Annotated in this window: 16 protein-coding genes; 8 read left to right on the top strand and 8 right to left on the bottom strand. The window is 74.8% G+C overall.

Features of this window, described 5'->3' with window-relative positions; genetic code table 11:
- Nucleotides 1-13: 13 nt before the first annotated feature.
- A complete protein-coding gene (gene ddaH / locus OO47_RS09985) occupies nt 14-844 on the bottom strand; it encodes a dimethylargininase (protein ID WP_030208276.1) in 831 nt (276 codons plus the stop codon).
- Between the two features lie 155 nt (nt 845-999).
- Between ddaH and OO47_RS09980 the strand changes: the two genes are divergently transcribed.
- On the top strand, nt 1000-1719 hold the full coding sequence (locus tag OO47_RS09980) for a TetR/AcrR family transcriptional regulator C-terminal ligand-binding domain-containing protein (protein ID WP_234323116.1): 720 nt from the start codon (nt 1000-1002) through the stop codon (nt 1717-1719).
- Nucleotides 1720-1823: 104 nt separating this feature from the next.
- Nucleotides 1824-2603 (top strand): bifunctional DNA primase/polymerase, encoded by a 780-nt coding sequence (locus tag OO47_RS09975; protein ID WP_030208272.1) that lies wholly within the window; start codon nt 1824-1826, stop codon nt 2601-2603.
- Between the two features lie 132 nt (nt 2604-2735).
- Here OO47_RS09975 and OO47_RS09970 read toward each other — a convergent pair whose 3' ends face one another.
- Together OO47_RS09970 and OO47_RS09965 are read right to left on the bottom strand one after the other, a co-directional pair.
- Entirely contained in the window at nt 2736-3773 is a 1038-nt protein-coding gene (locus OO47_RS09970; protein WP_051715502.1) for a hypothetical protein, read from the bottom strand.
- Nucleotides 3730-4590 (bottom strand): FTR1 family protein, encoded by an 861-nt coding sequence (locus OO47_RS09965; protein WP_030208268.1) that lies wholly within the window; start codon nt 4588-4590, stop codon nt 3730-3732. The genes OO47_RS09970 and OO47_RS09965 overlap by 44 nt, the downstream gene beginning before the upstream one ends.
- A 145-nt stretch (nt 4591-4735) precedes the next feature.
- Here OO47_RS09965 and OO47_RS37220 point away from each other — a divergent pair, with 145 nt between their 5' ends.
- Complete coding sequence (locus OO47_RS37220) at nt 4736-5074, top strand: hypothetical protein (protein ID WP_033208661.1); 339 nt, start codon at nt 4736-4738, stop codon at nt 5072-5074.
- Between the two features lie 83 nt (nt 5075-5157).
- Complete coding sequence (locus OO47_RS09955) at nt 5158-5826, top strand: PhzF family phenazine biosynthesis protein (protein WP_030208265.1); 669 nt, start codon at nt 5158-5160, stop codon at nt 5824-5826.
- Between the two features lie 24 nt (nt 5827-5850).
- Here the strand turns inward: OO47_RS09955 and OO47_RS09950 are convergent, their stop codons facing one another.
- Nucleotides 5851-6501, bottom strand: coding sequence for a biliverdin-producing heme oxygenase (locus OO47_RS09950; protein WP_030208263.1), 651 nt, complete (start codon nt 6499-6501; stop codon nt 5851-5853).
- Between the two features lie 126 nt (nt 6502-6627).
- On the bottom strand, nt 6628-7485 hold the full coding sequence (gene map / locus OO47_RS09945) for a type I methionyl aminopeptidase (protein WP_030208261.1): 858 nt from the start codon (nt 7483-7485) through the stop codon (nt 6628-6630).
- A gap of 59 nt (nt 7486-7544) precedes the next feature.
- Here map and OO47_RS09940 point away from each other — a divergent pair, with 59 nt between their 5' ends.
- Complete coding sequence (locus tag OO47_RS09940; protein WP_030208259.1) at nt 7545-7778, top strand: hypothetical protein; 234 nt, start codon at nt 7545-7547, stop codon at nt 7776-7778.
- A 52-nt stretch (nt 7779-7830) separates the two neighbouring features.
- Here OO47_RS09940 and OO47_RS09935 read toward each other — a convergent pair whose 3' ends face one another.
- Together OO47_RS09935 and OO47_RS09930 are read right to left on the bottom strand one after the other, a co-directional pair.
- The gene (locus OO47_RS09935; RefSeq protein WP_033208658.1) at nt 7831-9147 is read right to left on the bottom strand and encodes an MFS transporter; all 1317 of its coding nucleotides are present in this window, start codon (nt 9145-9147) and stop codon (nt 7831-7833) included.
- 264 nt (nt 9148-9411) lie between these two features.
- Complete coding sequence (locus OO47_RS09930) at nt 9412-10014, bottom strand: hypothetical protein (RefSeq protein WP_030208255.1); 603 nt, start codon at nt 10012-10014, stop codon at nt 9412-9414.
- Between the two features lie 105 nt (nt 10015-10119).
- On the opposite strand from OO47_RS09930, the gene npdG reads away from it, so the two are divergent.
- Both npdG and OO47_RS09920 read left to right on the top strand, forming a co-directional pair.
- Nucleotides 10120-10842 (top strand): NADPH-dependent F420 reductase, encoded by a 723-nt coding sequence (gene npdG / locus OO47_RS09925; RefSeq protein ID WP_030208253.1) that lies wholly within the window; start codon nt 10120-10122, stop codon nt 10840-10842.
- 51 nt (nt 10843-10893) lie between these two features.
- Nucleotides 10894-11136 (top strand): hypothetical protein, encoded by a 243-nt coding sequence (locus OO47_RS09920; protein ID WP_199812287.1) that lies wholly within the window; start codon nt 10894-10896, stop codon nt 11134-11136.
- Nucleotides 11137-11151: 15 nt separating this feature from the next.
- Here OO47_RS09920 and OO47_RS09915 read toward each other — a convergent pair whose 3' ends face one another.
- Nucleotides 11152-11946, bottom strand: coding sequence for a site-2 protease family protein (locus OO47_RS09915; RefSeq protein ID WP_030208248.1), 795 nt, complete (start codon nt 11944-11946; stop codon nt 11152-11154).
- A gap of 190 nt (nt 11947-12136) precedes the next feature.
- Between OO47_RS09915 and OO47_RS09910 the strand changes: the two genes are divergently transcribed.
- A partial coding sequence (locus tag OO47_RS09910) for an AfsR/SARP family transcriptional regulator (RefSeq protein WP_033208653.1) occupies nt 12137-13518 on the top strand: 1382 nt, incomplete at its 3' end.

Raw genomic sequence — 13518 nt, 5'->3', positions numbered from 1 at the left:
CTTCACGAGGGGACTAGGGGCGCAGCTCCTGGGTGCAGCACTTCACGCTGCCGCCGCCCTTGAGGAGTTCGCTCAGGTCCATGCCGACGGGCTCGAAGCCCCGGTCGCGCAGCGGCTCGAAGAGGCCCACGGCCGCCTGCGGCAGCAGGACGTTCCGCCCGTCGCTCACCGCGTTGAGCCCGAAGGCGGCCGCGTCCTCCTCCGTCGCGATCAGGGCGTCCGGGAAGAGCCGGGCCAGTACCGCCCGGCTGCCGGGCGAGAAGGCGGCCGGGTAGTACATGATCTCGTCCCCGGCGTCGTCCAGGACGCACAGCGCCGTGTCCAGGTGGTAGTAGCGCGGGTCCACCAGGTCCAGGCCGATCACCGGGCGCCCGAAGAACTCCTGTGCCTCGCCGTGCGAGAGCGGACTGGCGCGGAAGCCGCGCCCGGCGAGGATCCAGGAGGCGGTGACGGCGAAGTCCCCCTCGCCCTCGTTCACGTGCTGCGGGACCCACAGGTCCTCCTCCGCCCAGCCGTTGCGGCGGAACCAGTCCAGGTGCGCGTCGGCCTCGGCCGCGCGCTCCGGGTACGCGAACCGCGCGCCGAGGACCCGGCCCCCGACGACGGTCGCGCCGTTCGCCGCGAACACCATGTCCGGCAGCGCCGGGTCCGGCTCCAGGACCTCCACGGTGTGGCCGAGCGCGCGGTAGCGGTCCCGCAGGTCCTCCCACTGGGCGAGGGCGAGCGGCGGGTCGACCGGTTTCGTGGGGTCCATCCAGGGGTTGATGGAGTACGTCACCGTGAAGTGCGCGGGTGGGCACATCAGGTAACGGCGGGGCGAGGGCGAGCGCGGAGTGGTGCGCAAGAAGGGCTCCTCACGGGCGGACGGGCGGAAGCACCGCGGTGCGGTGGACCCCATGGTCCGCCCTCGGGGCCCTCCGCGCAGTGGACCGTTCGGGTGGTTCGCGCGTCACCCGTCACGGCGAGACGTATCGTCTCGCCAGGAGCTAGATTGGCCCCATGCCCACATCCGGTTCCATGCCCACATCCGGTTCCACGCCCGCATCCGGTTCCACGCCTGTCCCTGGCTCCAAGTCCACCCCTGGCTCCAAGTCCGCCCCCGGCTCCAAGTCCACCCCCGACGCCTCCCGTCGCAGCGAGCGCTCCCGGCGCGCCATCTTCGACGCCGCCCTCGCCCTCGTCTCCGAGAACGGCTACGCCAGGACCACCGTCGAGGGCATCGCCGCCCGCGCCGGCGTCGGCAAGCAGACCATCTACCGCTGGTGGCCCTCCAAGGCCGCCGTCCTCCTCGACGCCTTCCTCGACCTCCAGGACCGGGCCGTCGAGGCCATGGGCGGCGACGCCGGAAGTGAGATCCCCGACACCGGCGACCTCGCCGCCGACCTCAAGCAGGTCCTGCGCGCCACCGTCGACGAGATGAACGACCCCGCCTTCGAGCTCCCCACCCGTGCCCTCGCCGCCGAGGGGATCACCGACCCCGACCTCGGCGCCCGCTTCACCGAGGCGCTGCTCGAACCCCAGCTCCAGCACTACGTGCGCCGCATCGAGGCCGCCCGGGAGGCCGGTCAGGTCGACCCCGGCGCCGACCCCCGCCTCGCCGTCGAACTCCTGGTCGGCCCCCTCCACCACCGGTGGATCCACCGCACCCTGCCCCTCACCCACGCCTACGCGGACGCCCTGGTCGACCACGTCCTGCGCGGCCTCGCCCCGAGGGGCTGAGGGACCGGGGAGCACCCCGGTTCCGCACTCCGGTCACCCGGGGCGCAGGATGGTGGGACCATGGGCAGAGCCGAACGGGCGAGCACGAGGTTGTGAGGGGATAGATGGGCGACGGCATCGGCCGCTACCGCGGCACGGAGAGCAGGCTCGCACAGTGGCTGCGCAGGCGCCCCAAACGCACCGCGGCCGACGACGGGGACGACCGCGAGAAGCTGCTCCTGGCCGTCGCCGCAGCCGGACTGCCCCTGGCCCCCGCCGCGTACCCCGTCGGCTACAGCTGCTCCTGCGAGCGGATCGGCTGTCCCACCCCCGCCCGGCACCCCGTCTCCTTCGCCTGGCAGACCCAGTCGACCACCGACCGCGGCCAGGTCGAGCGCTGGTCCCGCAACGAGCCCCGGGCCAACTTCGTCACCGCCACCGGCATGGTCCACGACGTCCTCGACGTGCCGCTGGCCGCCGGTCGTGCCGCCCTGGACCGCCTCCTCGCCGAGGGCGTCGAGGTCGGCCCCGTCGCCGAGTCCCCGGCCGAGGGCCCCGACGGCGGCCGGATGCTCTTCTTCACCGCCACCCGCGGCACCCCCGAGGACGAGGACGAGTGGTGGCCCTGTGAGCTCGACTGCCACCCCGAGACCATGGACGAGCACCCGGGGCTCCGCTGGCACTGCCGCGGCAGCTACGTCCTCGTCCCCCCGGCCCGGCTCCCCGGCGACGAGGACGCCCACCCGGTCGTCTCCTGGCTCCGCGGCCCCGAGCATCCGCTGCCCGATCCGCTGAACCTCCTGGAGACCCTTCAGGACGCCTGCGCCCGCCACGCGGCCGAGCGCGGGGCGGACGGCGACGGCGGGCACACGTCCCACGAGATCGCCTGGCCGCTGACCCGCTGACCCGCTGACCCGCTGAGCCGCTGAGCCAATGGGCCGCTGACCCGCTGAGCCGATGGGCCGGTGACCCGCTGACCCCTACGTCCCGGAGCGGTCCGAAAAGAACCCGGAGCGGTCCGGAGGAGAACCGGTGCGTTACGAGCCCACCGCGCCCACCACGCCCTGGAGCCGGCCCGTGACCGTGACCCCGTCCCGGGCCGTGCCCGCCGGCTTCACCAGGACCGACTGGCTGGACACCCACTCCCGGGTGACCGTGCTCTTCACCTCGCCGGTCATCAGCGCCTTCACGTCCTTCGGGACCTTGGGCCGGTAGCCCGGCGCCGCCGTCTGCCGCTCGAAGTACCGGGTCGCGAAGAAGACCAGCGCGCCCCCGTCCCGGGTCCGCAGCCCCAGCGGCGCGAAGGACCCCCGGTCGGTGACCCGGTCCACGTACTGGGTGGCGAGCCCCGGCCGCGCGGCGGCCTTCTCCCGCTGCTCCCGCCACACGCTGGTGTGCGGACCGGCCGCGAACGGCCCCGGCTTCCCGTCTTTCAGGTACGCGACGTACTCCGTGCCCAGCTTCCCGGGCGCGACCGCCAGCGCGTCGGTGTCCGCGGCGACCGGCACCGCGTACCCCCCCTCCTCGGCGAACTCCGGGACCTCGGACACGCCGAGGACGTTGAGGTAGGCGGCCTTCCACCGCTCCTGGGGGCCGTTGCGCACGAAGACGAGCAGCCAGCGCTGGTCCTCGTCCCCCCGGTCGACGTCCCGGTTGGAGTCGGTGTCCGCGACGAACCAGCGCGGCCAGCCCGCCTTGCGGGGCAGCAGGAAGCGCGCGTCCGTCAGCTCCAGCGGCCTGTGCTTCGGATTGCCGCCCGGGCTGGTGACCGCGCGGGCGCGCAGCCCCGCCTGGTTGATCGCCCCGAGCGGCCCGGTGACCCGGTCCGCGTCGAGCGCCGGGTCGTGTGCCTTGTCGGCGCGGTTGAACGCGTCCGTGAAGTCCGCCAGGGCCTTCGCCGCCTCGGCCTCCGTCGCCGCAGGTACGAGGGCCAGCTCGCCGTGCACCGTCACGCAGCCGCTCGCCGTCAGCGCCAGGGCGGTCACGGCCGCCGTCGCCGCGAGCAGCCGCACCGGCCGTGCCGGCCACCGCTCACGAGGTCGTCCCGGCGCTCGCCCCACCCTCAGCCGTCTCATCGGTCGCCTTCTGCTTCTTCACCCGCGCGGACGGACCCGACCCTATCGGGGCCAGGAGGAGCGCGAGCGCCGGGACCGGATACAGCGCCCACACCGTGACCTGAAGGACCGTCGGGTCCGGCCGGAGGCCGAGGGAGCCTTCGAGGAGCGCCCCGTACCAGCTCTCCGGCGGGACCGCCGCCGAGACGTCGAAGGCCGCCTCCGCCGGGCCGCCGAGCAGCCCCGCCTCCTGGAGGCCGCGCACGCCGTCCGCGAGGACGCCCGCCCCCGCCACGACCAGCAGCCCGCCGGCCCAGGGGAAGAACCTCGCGGGGCCGGCCCGCAGCGCGGCCCGGTGGAGCAGCAGGCAGAGGAGGGCCGCCGTGAGCAGGCCGAGGAGGACCCAGACCAGGGGCTGGAACGAGCTGCCGGGGCCGCTCGGCACGGCCGCCCGCACCGCCTCCCCCACGAAGAGCGACGCCTCGGGGCCCTCGCGGCCCACCACCAGGAAGGCGGCGGCGGCGAGCACGCCCGTCCCGGCACCGACCGCCCCCGGACCCGGGCGCCGCAGCCGGAGGACCGCCCACGTCACCAGGCCCGCCGCGGCGATCGACAGCGAGCCGCCGACCAGCGCCCGCGCCTCCGGGGTCAGCTCCCGGGAGCCGGACTCCAGGGCGGCGCCGAGGGCGAGGGAGAGGCCGGCGGCCGCGCCGGCGCCGGTCAGGACCGGTGCCAGGGCCTCTCGGCGCCCGGCCCTCACCACGTACGCGGCGAGGAGGCAGACGACCAGGCCGGCCGCCAGGCCCTCGCGCAGGCCGAACAGATAGGTGCCGTACACGGCTCTCCCCTCCCGCTGTCACGCGCGCGGGGCCCGGCCCCGCCGCCGGCCGCCCCGTACCGCCGTCGGACGAGTATCCCCGGCCAGGGCCCGCACCGCCGGGCCGGGGCCACCGCCCACCGGGGTGATTCCCCGTCAAAAAGCCTTGGCGGAAGGCGAACCGCCCGCGTCCGCGTGCCGTAACGGTACGACGAGGGGGACCCCGGTCCGGGGGTGCGGCAGCACCTCCACCGGCTCCGGTGACGGCGCCACCGGCGGCACGTCCACCACGGGCGGTGGCACCGTCGGCGGCGGTGGCACGGTCGGCGGTGGCACGGTCGGCGGTGGCACCGCGGGCGGGGCCGGCACCGTCGGCGGCTCCGGCGCCCTCGCCGCCACCGGCTCGGACGTCCCGACCGGCCTCCTCGCCGGGGCCTCCGCCCTGACCGGCGCGGCCGGCGCGGCCGTCGTCGTCGCGGTCCGCCGCCGCGCCGCGGCCTCCTGATCCGCCACCCCCCACCGGGCAGGGCCGCACCCGGAATCCGGGTGCGGCCCTGCCCCCTTGCGGACGGATGGTTGAATTCCGCCATGAACACGACCGCCACTGACATCGACGTCCTGCGGGTCTTCTGTGCGGGCGACGGCCGGTACGGCAACCCCCTCGGGGTCGTACGGGACGCCCGTACCCACCCCGACGAGTCCTCGCGGCAGGCGCTCGCCAAGGAACTCGGCTTCAGCGAGACGGTGTTCGTGGACGACCCGGAGCGCGGGATCGTGGACATCTACACGCCCGGCCTGCGGCTGCCGTTCGCCGGGCACCCGCTCGTCGGCGCGGCCTGGCTCCTCGACCTGGAGGTCGTCCACCCGCCGGCCGGCGAGGTGTGGGTGCGCGGCGACGGGGAGTTCACCTGGATCGAGGCGCGCGCGGAGTGGGTCCCGCCCCGCACCCTGCGCCGGTACGCCTCCGCCGCCGAGGTGGAGGCGCTGGAGGTGCCCGAGCCGGGGGAGTGGGTCTACGCCTGGGCCTGGGAGGAGGAGGCGGCCGGGCGGATCAGGGCGCGGGCCTTCCCGGGGCGCGGCGACGGCATCGACGAGGACGAGGCCACCGGCGCGGCGGCGCTGCTGCTCACGGCGGAGCTGGGCCGGGCCCTGAACATCACGCAGGGCCGGGGTTCGCAGCTGCTCACCGCCCCCGGCCCCGACGGCATCGTGGAACTCGGCGGACGCGTCCGCCTGGAGGGCACGCTCACGCGCTGACCCTCCGCACCGTTCGGAAGGGCGTCACGCGCTCAGCGGGAACTCGCCCCCGAGCTGGTGGAAGACCGCGCTGTTGAAGTCGAAGGCGCGCTTGCACTCGTCGATGATCCGCTGCTTCTCCAGGTCGTCGGCGTTCACCCCGTCGAGCAGTTCCCGGTACGCGCGCTTGAACGCGGCCGGGTTGGAGATCTCCTCGAAGACGTAGAAGCGGACGCCGTCGCCCTTGCGGGCGAAGCCCCAGGTGCGCTCCGCCTTGTCGCGGATGATCTGGCCGCCCGACAGGTCGCCCAGGTAGCGCGTGTAGTGGTGCGCCACGTAACCCCCGGGCCACTCGCGGGCGCACTCGGCGACCCGCTCGGCGTACGCCGTGGTGGCCGGCAGCGGCGAGAGGCCGTCGCGCCAGTCCGGCCCCCGCAGATGGGCGAGGTCCCGCTCCAGGGCGGTCGTGCGGAACAGCTCGGGCTGTACGAACGGCCCGGCGACCGGGTCCTCGCGCAGGGCCTCCGCACCCTCCTCCAGGGCCCGGTAGACGAACCAGAGCTGCTCCGTGTAGCGCGCGTAGGCGTCGACGCCCAGGCGCCCGCCGAGGAGGTCACCCATGAAGGACGACGTCTCCGCTTCGGTGTGCTGCTCGTGCGACGCCGTGCGGATGAGCGTCGAGAAGGGCGTGTCCAAGGCGTGCCTCCGGGACCGATGGGACGGGAACCAGTGGCGATCCTGCCAACTTAGGCTTACCTAAGTCAACCGGTTCCCGACGACCTGTCGGTAAAAAAGCTACCCACTTCCCGGGGCGGGGCAACGTCAGGGCAGGGTCAGGATCTCCGCTCCGGTCTCCGTCACGACGAGGGTGTGCTCGAACTGGGCCGTCCGCTTGCGGTCCTTGGTCACCACGGTCCAGCCGTCGTCCCACATGTCGTAGTCGTGGGTGCCGAGCGTCAGCATCGGCTCGATGGTGAAGGTCATGCCCTTCTTGATCTCGGTGGTGTGGTGCGGGGAGTCGTAGTGCGGCACGATCAGGCCGGAGTGGAACGACGAGTTGATGCCGTGCCCGGTGAAGTCGCGCACGACCCCGTAGCCGAACCGCTTGGCGTACGACTCGATGACCCGCCCGATGATGTTGATCCGGCGCCCCGGGCGCACCGCCTTGATCGCCCGGTTCAGGGCCTCCCGGGTCCGCTCCACGAGCAGCCGCGACTCCTCGTCGACGTCGCCGCAGAGGTAGGTGGCGTTGTTGTCGCCGTGCACGCCGTTGACGTACGCCGTGACGTCGAGGTTCACGATGTCGCCGTCCCGCAGCACCGTGGAGTCCGGGATGCCGTGGCAGATGACCTCGTTGACCGAGGCGCACAGCGACTTCGGGAAGCCGCGGTAGCCGAGGGTGGAGGGGTAGGCGCCGTGGTCGCACATGAACTCGTGCGCGACCCGGTCGAGCTCGTCGGTGGTGACGCCGGGGGCGATGTGCTTGGCGGCCTCCTCCATCGCCTGCGCGGCGATGCGGCCGGCGATCCGCATCCGTTCGATCGTGTCGGAATCCTGCACCTCGGGCCCGGTGTACGGGGCCGGTGCGGGCTTCCCGACGTACTCGGGGCGGCGGATGGAACCCGGAACGGAGCGGTGGGGGGAGAGCTCCCCCGGTACGAGAAGCGACTGGCCAGACATGCCAGCGAGTGTAACGACCGGGTCTGGGGCACCATGATCCTCGGAGGAAGGAGCCGACGATGGCCCTGTTCAAGAAGCGCACCGCGGGCAAACCGGGCGAGTGGTACTACTGCCTGGAGCACAAGACGGTCGAGGAGGGCCCCGAATGCCCCTCGAAGAACCGTTTCGGCCCGTACACCACCCGTGAGGAGGCCTCCCACGCCATGGAGACCGCCCGCGAGCGGAACCTGGAGTGGGAGACGGACCCGCGCTGGCACGACGCCGGGGGGAAGAAGGACGAGAACCCCGAGTAGGCGGGCGCCGCGGAGCGGACACCCCCGGACGGGCGCATGCCGCCGGCGCCGCTCAGGCGGTGTCGGCGGCCTCCGTGCGGGCCTCCCCGGCCGCCTCCCGCTGCTGCGCCCGGCGCCGCAGCGAGTCCTCGTCGGTCTCGGAGTCGTACGCCAGGAGCTTCGGCAGCGCCAGGCAGAGCAGGCCCACCGAGGCCACGCAGGCCACGCCGCCCGTCCAGACCGCCGTACGGGTGCCGGTCCAGCCCGCCATCACGCCCGCCCGCACCTGGCCCAGCTGCGGGCCGACGCTGTACGAGAGCACCTCGATGCCCGCCAGCCGGCCGCGCAGCTCCTCCGGGATCGTCTGGTTCCAGATGGTCGAGCGGCCCAGACCGCTCAGCATGTCGCCCGCGCCCGCGAAGGCCAGGCAGAGCAGCACCAGCCACACGTTCCCGAACCAGCCGGCCGCCGCGATGGCCAGGCCCCAGGCGGCCGCGCCCCCGGCCACGAGCAGCCCGTGCCGCCGCACCTTCGAGGTCCAGCCGCTGGTCAGGCCGAGGACCAGCGAGCCCACCGAGCCCGCCGCGTACATCAGGCCGAGCGACCAGTCCGCGTCCAGCTCGTCCGCGAGGAACGGGAAGATCGCGTTCGGGAAGGCGAAGAACATCGCCGCCAGGTCGACCGCGTACGTGCCGAGCAGCACCGGCCGCGACCAGGCGTACCGCGCCCCCTCCGCGATGCCCCGCAGCGACGGCTTCTCCGCATCGTGCGCGGGCGGCGCGGGGGAGAGGCGCCGGCACATCAGGACCGAGACCGCGAAGCCGCAGGCCGTCACCGCGTACGCGGGCGCGTGCCCAGCGAAGGCCACGACCAGGCCCGCGATCGAGGGGCCCGCGATGGCACCCATCTGCCAGCGCAGCGAGTTCAGGGCGGCCGCCGCCGTCTGGTGCTCGTGCGGCACGATCCGGGCGAAGAGCGAGTCGAGCGCGGGGCGCTGGAGCCCCGCGAGCGCCGAGACGCCCGCCGCGACCACGTACAGCGGCCAGAGCATCGGCTCCGGCAGCACCGCGTTGACCAGCAGGACCAGGGCGAGCGTGCCGAGGCCCGCCTCGGTCCACAGGATCACCCGCCGCCGGTCGACCGCGTCCGCGAGCGCCCCGCCGTACAGGCCGAAGACCACGAGCGGCACCAGCTCGACCGCGCCCATCGCCCCGACCGCGAGCGGCGAGTTCGTCAGCTCCTTGATCTGGAGCGGCAGCGCGATCATCGCCATCGCGCTGCTGAAGAACGTCACGAGCCCCTGCACCCACAGGAGCCGGAAGTCGCGGGAGGCGCGCCAGGGCGCCAGATCGGGCAGGACGGCGGAGAGCTTGGAGAGCGCGGGGGACACGAGGGGACATGCTCCGTCCGGAAGGTGCTGAAGGCAACCTGATTATCGGTGACCCCCGTCGGCCGTCCGGAGGGCGGAGCCCGCCCCGCCCGGGCGGCCGGTACCGCCACCGGTCACCGGCGCCACCGGTCACCGCTGCCGGGGGCACGGCCCGCCACCGTCCCGCCGGGGGCACGGCCCGCGACCGTCCCGCCGGGGGCACGGCCCGCGACCGTCCCGCCGGGGGCACGGCCCGCCACCGTCCCGCCGGAGGCGCGGGGCCCCCTACCAGCGCTTCGGCGGCGGGGCCGTCAAGCGGTCCGCGAGGGCCGAGAGGCGGTCCCGGAAGCGGCGGCCCCCGCGCGGTGACGGCAGTCTGTTCTCCCCGGCCGCCGCGCTCACCAGGTGCTGCACCGTGTCCAGGTCCACCCCCGACCCCTCCGTCACCGCCAGCGTCTCGTGCGCGAGCCCCCGCACCTCCGGGTCACCCCCGTCGAGCGTCAGCACCGTCGCCCCCGCCCGCCGCGCGTCGTGCACCCGCTGGAGCAGCCCCGCCCCCGGCCGCTCCGGCGCCACCATCAGGAGCGTCGCCCCCCGCCCCGCCGCCTCCAGGCGGCCCAGGCCCACCGACAGGTGCGCCGGATCACCCGGCCGCACCCGGTGCCGCACCAGCGTCGGCGCCAGCTCCGGCAGCCCCGACCAGGCGGACTCGTCGACCAGGTGCGCCGCCAGGTGCCAGGGCTCGTACTCCGCCGTGCCGACCAGGAGCAGCCCGCCCCCGTGCGGGACCACCGAACCCCGCAGCGCCCCCGCGAACCGGCGGGCCTCCCCCGGCCACTCCGTCCCGGCGAGCACTTCCCGCAGCAACGCGACCCGTACGGCATCCATGCGGCCGCATCCTGTACGACGCCGGGCCCGCGCGTGGCCGAAAGCCGGGGGATCACCCGTACGGGAAGCCACCCGGTGGTCCGACCGGTCGGTAATGTCGGGGCCATGACTTCCTCCAGCGCATCCCAGGACCCCACCGCCCCCGCGGCCAGGACCCCCAAGGACCCGTGGGACCTCCCCGACGTCTCCGGGCTCGTCGTCGGCGTCCTCGGCGGCACCGGCGAGCAGGGCCGCGGCCTCGCGTACCGCTTCGCCCGGGCCGGACAGAAGGTGATCATCGGCTCCCGCTCCGCCGACCGCGCCCGGGACGCGGCCGCCGAGCTGGGCCAGGGCGTCGAGGGCGCCGACAACGCCGAGACCGCCCGCCGCAGTGACGTCGTGATCGTCGCCGTGCCGTGGGACGGCCACGCCAAGACGCTGGAGTCGCTGCGCGAGGAGCTGGCCGGCAAGCTCGTCGTGGACTGCGTCAACCCGCTCGGCTTCGACAAGAAGGGCGCCTACGCTCTCAAGCCCGAGGAGGGCTCCGCCGCCGAGCAGGCCGCCGCGCTCCTGCCGGACTCCCGGGTGACCGCCGCCTTCCACCACCTGTCCGCCGTCCTCCTCCAGGACGCCTCCCTGGACGAGATCGACACCGACGTGATGGTCCTCGGCGAGGAGCGCGCCGACGTGGAGACCGTCCAGGCCCTCGCCGGCCGCATCCCCGGCATGCGCGGCGTCTTCGCCGGCAGGCTGCGCAACGCCCATCAGGTCGAGTCGCTGGTCGCCAACCTGATCTCGGTCAACCGCCGCTACAAGGCCCACGCGGGCCTCCGGGTCACCGACGTCTGAGCCGGCGGACCCCGGAGACCTCGGAGGGCCGGAGAACGGGCGCTTCCGGGCATGGGGGACACTGGACGGGCACCGAGACCCATCCGTACCGGACAGGAGCCGACCCCCATGCCCCGCCTCGCCCTCTACGCCCTCGTGGTCTGCGCCCTGGCCGTCGCCGCGGCCGTCGTCTCCTTCGTCCAGGGCAGCTTCCTCGGCATCGTCTGGGTCCTCCTGGCCGGCCTCTCCTCCAACATGGCCTGGTACTACCTCCGCCGCGCCAAGGCCGAGAAGGAAGCCGCCGCCCGGGTCTGAGCCGGGACGGAACCCCTAGACCTCGCAGAACTCCGGGGTCCCCTCCCAGAACCGGAAGAGCTGCGAACCGCAGTACCGGGTCGCCTCCGGCACCCCCAGGGCCCGCATGAGCGCGTCGATCGCGTCGAAGAAGGCGCCGTTGACCGCCGGGACGAACAGCAGCGCGATCACGACGAAGAAGCCGTACGGCGCGTACGGCTCGATCCGCCGCTTCACCCCGTACGACAGCCAGGGCTCCACCACCCCGTACCCGTCGAGCCCCGGCACCGGCAGCATGTTCAGGAGCGCCGCCGTCACCTGGAGGAACGCCAGGAACGCGAGCGCGTACCGGAAGGCCGGCGGCACGCCGTCCAGCGCGCCCAGCCAGAACGGGGCCGTGCACACGAGCGCGAAGAGCACGTTCGTCAGCGGACCCGCCGCCGAGATCAGGCTGTGCTTCCAGCGGCCCTTGATCCGCCCCTGCTCGATGAAGACCGCGCCGCCCGGCAGACCGATCCCGCCCATGATCACGAAGAGCACCGGGAGCACGATGCTCAGCACCGCGTGCGTGTACTTCAGCGGGTTCAGGGTCAGATAGCCCTTCGCGCCCACCGTGATGTCCCCGCCGTGCAGGGCCGTCCGGGCGTGCGCGTACTCGTGCAGGCAGAGCGACACCACCCACGCCGAGGTCACGAAGAGGAAGACCGCCAGACCGGGCAGGGCGGCGAAGTCCGTCCACACCGCCCAGCCGGTGACGGCCATGACGGCGAGGATCGCCAGGAAGACGGGGCTGATCCGCCGTTCGTGGCTCCGGGTGGTGGCCGTGGTCATCGCGGGGGCTCCCAGGGGACGGGGAAGGCTGGTGTGCGGGAAACGTACCGGGACCGGGCGCGGTTCCGGGCCCTGCTCCCGGCTTCCGGCCCCGGTCCCCGCCTCCGGTTCCGGGCGGAGAAGCGGGAGGTCCCGGCCCGGACGGCTCCCCGCCGGGAGCGGGCTCCGCGCGCTCACGGAGAATGGGCCCGTGCGCTACTCCGTCCTCGGCCCCGCCCTCGCCCACGCGCCCGACGGCACCGACGTGGCCGTCGGCGGCCCCCGGGTCCGCGCGCTGCTCACCGTCCTCGCCCTGCGGGCCGGCCGCCCCGTGCCCGTACGGGACCTCGTGGACGAGGTCTGGTACGGCGACGAGCCGCCCGCCGACGCGGTCGCCGCGCTCCAGGCCCTGGTCGGGCGGCTGCGCAGGGCCCTCGGCCGGGACCGGGTGGTCTCCACCGACGGCGGCTACCGGCTCGACGCCCGGCCCGGGGACGTGGACGCCCACCGCTTCGAACGCCTCGCCGCCGAGGGCGCGGCCGCGCTCGCCGCCGGGGACGCGGGGCGGGCGGCCGTTCTGCTCGACGAGGCCCTGGGGCTCTGGCACGGCCCCGCCCTGGCCGACCTGCCGGACCGGGCCGCCGAGGCCGCCCGTCTGGAGGCCCGCCGCCTCGACGCCCGCCGCGCCCGGTTCGGCGCCGCCCTGGCCCTCGGTGACGCGCCCGCCGTCCTGCCCGAGCTCACCGCCCTCTGCGAGGCCCACCCGCTGGACGAACTTCTCCAGGCGCTGCGGATCAGGGCCCTGCGCGACACGGGCCGGGCCGCCGAAGCACTCGTCGCGTACGAGGCGGTCCGCCGCTCCCTCGCCGACCGCCTCGGCACGGACCCGTCCCCGGCCCTGCGCGCCCTCCACGCGGAACTGCTCGCCGGGGAGCCGGCCGCGGCGGCACCCCGGCCCGCCCCCGCCCCGGGGAGCGCCCCCGCCCCGGGCAACCTGCGCGCGCGGCTCACCAGCTTCGTCGGCCGCGACGAGGAGATCGCCGCCCTCCGGGAGGACCTGCGGGCGGCCCGGCTCGTCACCCTGCTCGGACCCGGCGGCGCCGGGAAGACCCGTCTCTCGCAGGAGGCCGCCGAACGCGGCGCCGGGGCCTGGCCCGACGGCGTCTGGATCGCCGAACTCGCCCCCGTCACCGCCCCGGAGGCCGTGCCCGAGGCCGTCCTCGCCGCCGTCGGCGCCCGCGAGACCGTCCTGCGCGGCGCCGGCGCCGAGGAGCTGCGGACCGGGAACGACCCCCTCGCCCGGCTCGTGGAGCACTGCGCCGGACGCCGGATGCTGCTGCTCCTCGACAACTGCGAGCACGTCGTCGGCGCCGCCGCCGAGCTGGCCGAGGCCCTGCTCGCCCGCTGTCCGGAGCTGCGGATCCTCGCGACGAGTCGGGAGCCGTTGGGGGTGCCGGGGGAGGTGGTGCGGCCGTTGGGTCCGTTGCCGGTGGAGGTGGCGTTGCGGTTGTTGGGGGAGCGGGGGGCTGCGGCGCGGCCGGGGTTCGTGGTGGGGGAGGACCGGGCGGCGGCGGAGGAGGTGTGCCGTCGGCT

Source organism: Streptomyces bikiniensis (assembly GCF_000716625.1).
GTDB classification, from domain to species: Bacteria; Actinomycetota; Actinomycetes; order Streptomycetales; family Streptomycetaceae; genus Streptomyces; species Streptomyces bikiniensis.
This window is presented reverse-complemented; position numbering and strand designations above follow the sequence as displayed.

What these genes read in the sequence shown, in the direction of transcription:
- OO47_RS09920 (WP_199812287.1), top strand. Translation starts at nt 10,894, where the DNA reads ATGGGGGACACTGGACGGGCACCGAGACCCATCCGTACCGGACAGGAG.
- map (WP_030208261.1), bottom strand. Translation starts at nt 7,485, where the DNA reads ATGTCTGGCCAGTCGCTTCTCGTACCGGGGGAGCTCTCCCCCCACCGC.
- OO47_RS09940 (WP_030208259.1), top strand. Translation starts at nt 7,545, where the DNA reads ATGGCCCTGTTCAAGAAGCGCACCGCGGGCAAACCGGGCGAGTGGTAC.
- npdG (WP_030208253.1), top strand. Translation starts at nt 10,120, where the DNA reads ATGACTTCCTCCAGCGCATCCCAGGACCCCACCGCCCCCGCGGCCAGG.
- OO47_RS09970 (WP_051715502.1), bottom strand. Translation starts at nt 3,773, where the DNA reads ATGAGACGGCTGAGGGTGGGGCGAGCGCCGGGACGACCTCGTGAGCGG.
- OO47_RS09975 (WP_030208272.1), top strand. Translation starts at nt 1,824, where the DNA reads ATGGGCGACGGCATCGGCCGCTACCGCGGCACGGAGAGCAGGCTCGCA.
- OO47_RS09955 (WP_030208265.1), top strand. Translation starts at nt 5,158, where the DNA reads ATGAACACGACCGCCACTGACATCGACGTCCTGCGGGTCTTCTGTGCG.
- OO47_RS09930 (WP_030208255.1), bottom strand. Translation starts at nt 10,014, where the DNA reads ATGGATGCCGTACGGGTCGCGTTGCTGCGGGAAGTGCTCGCCGGGACG.
- OO47_RS09980 (WP_234323116.1), top strand. Translation starts at nt 1,000, where the DNA reads ATGCCCACATCCGGTTCCATGCCCACATCCGGTTCCACGCCCGCATCC.
- OO47_RS09915 (WP_030208248.1), bottom strand. Translation starts at nt 11,946, where the DNA reads ATGACCACGGCCACCACCCGGAGCCACGAACGGCGGATCAGCCCCGTC.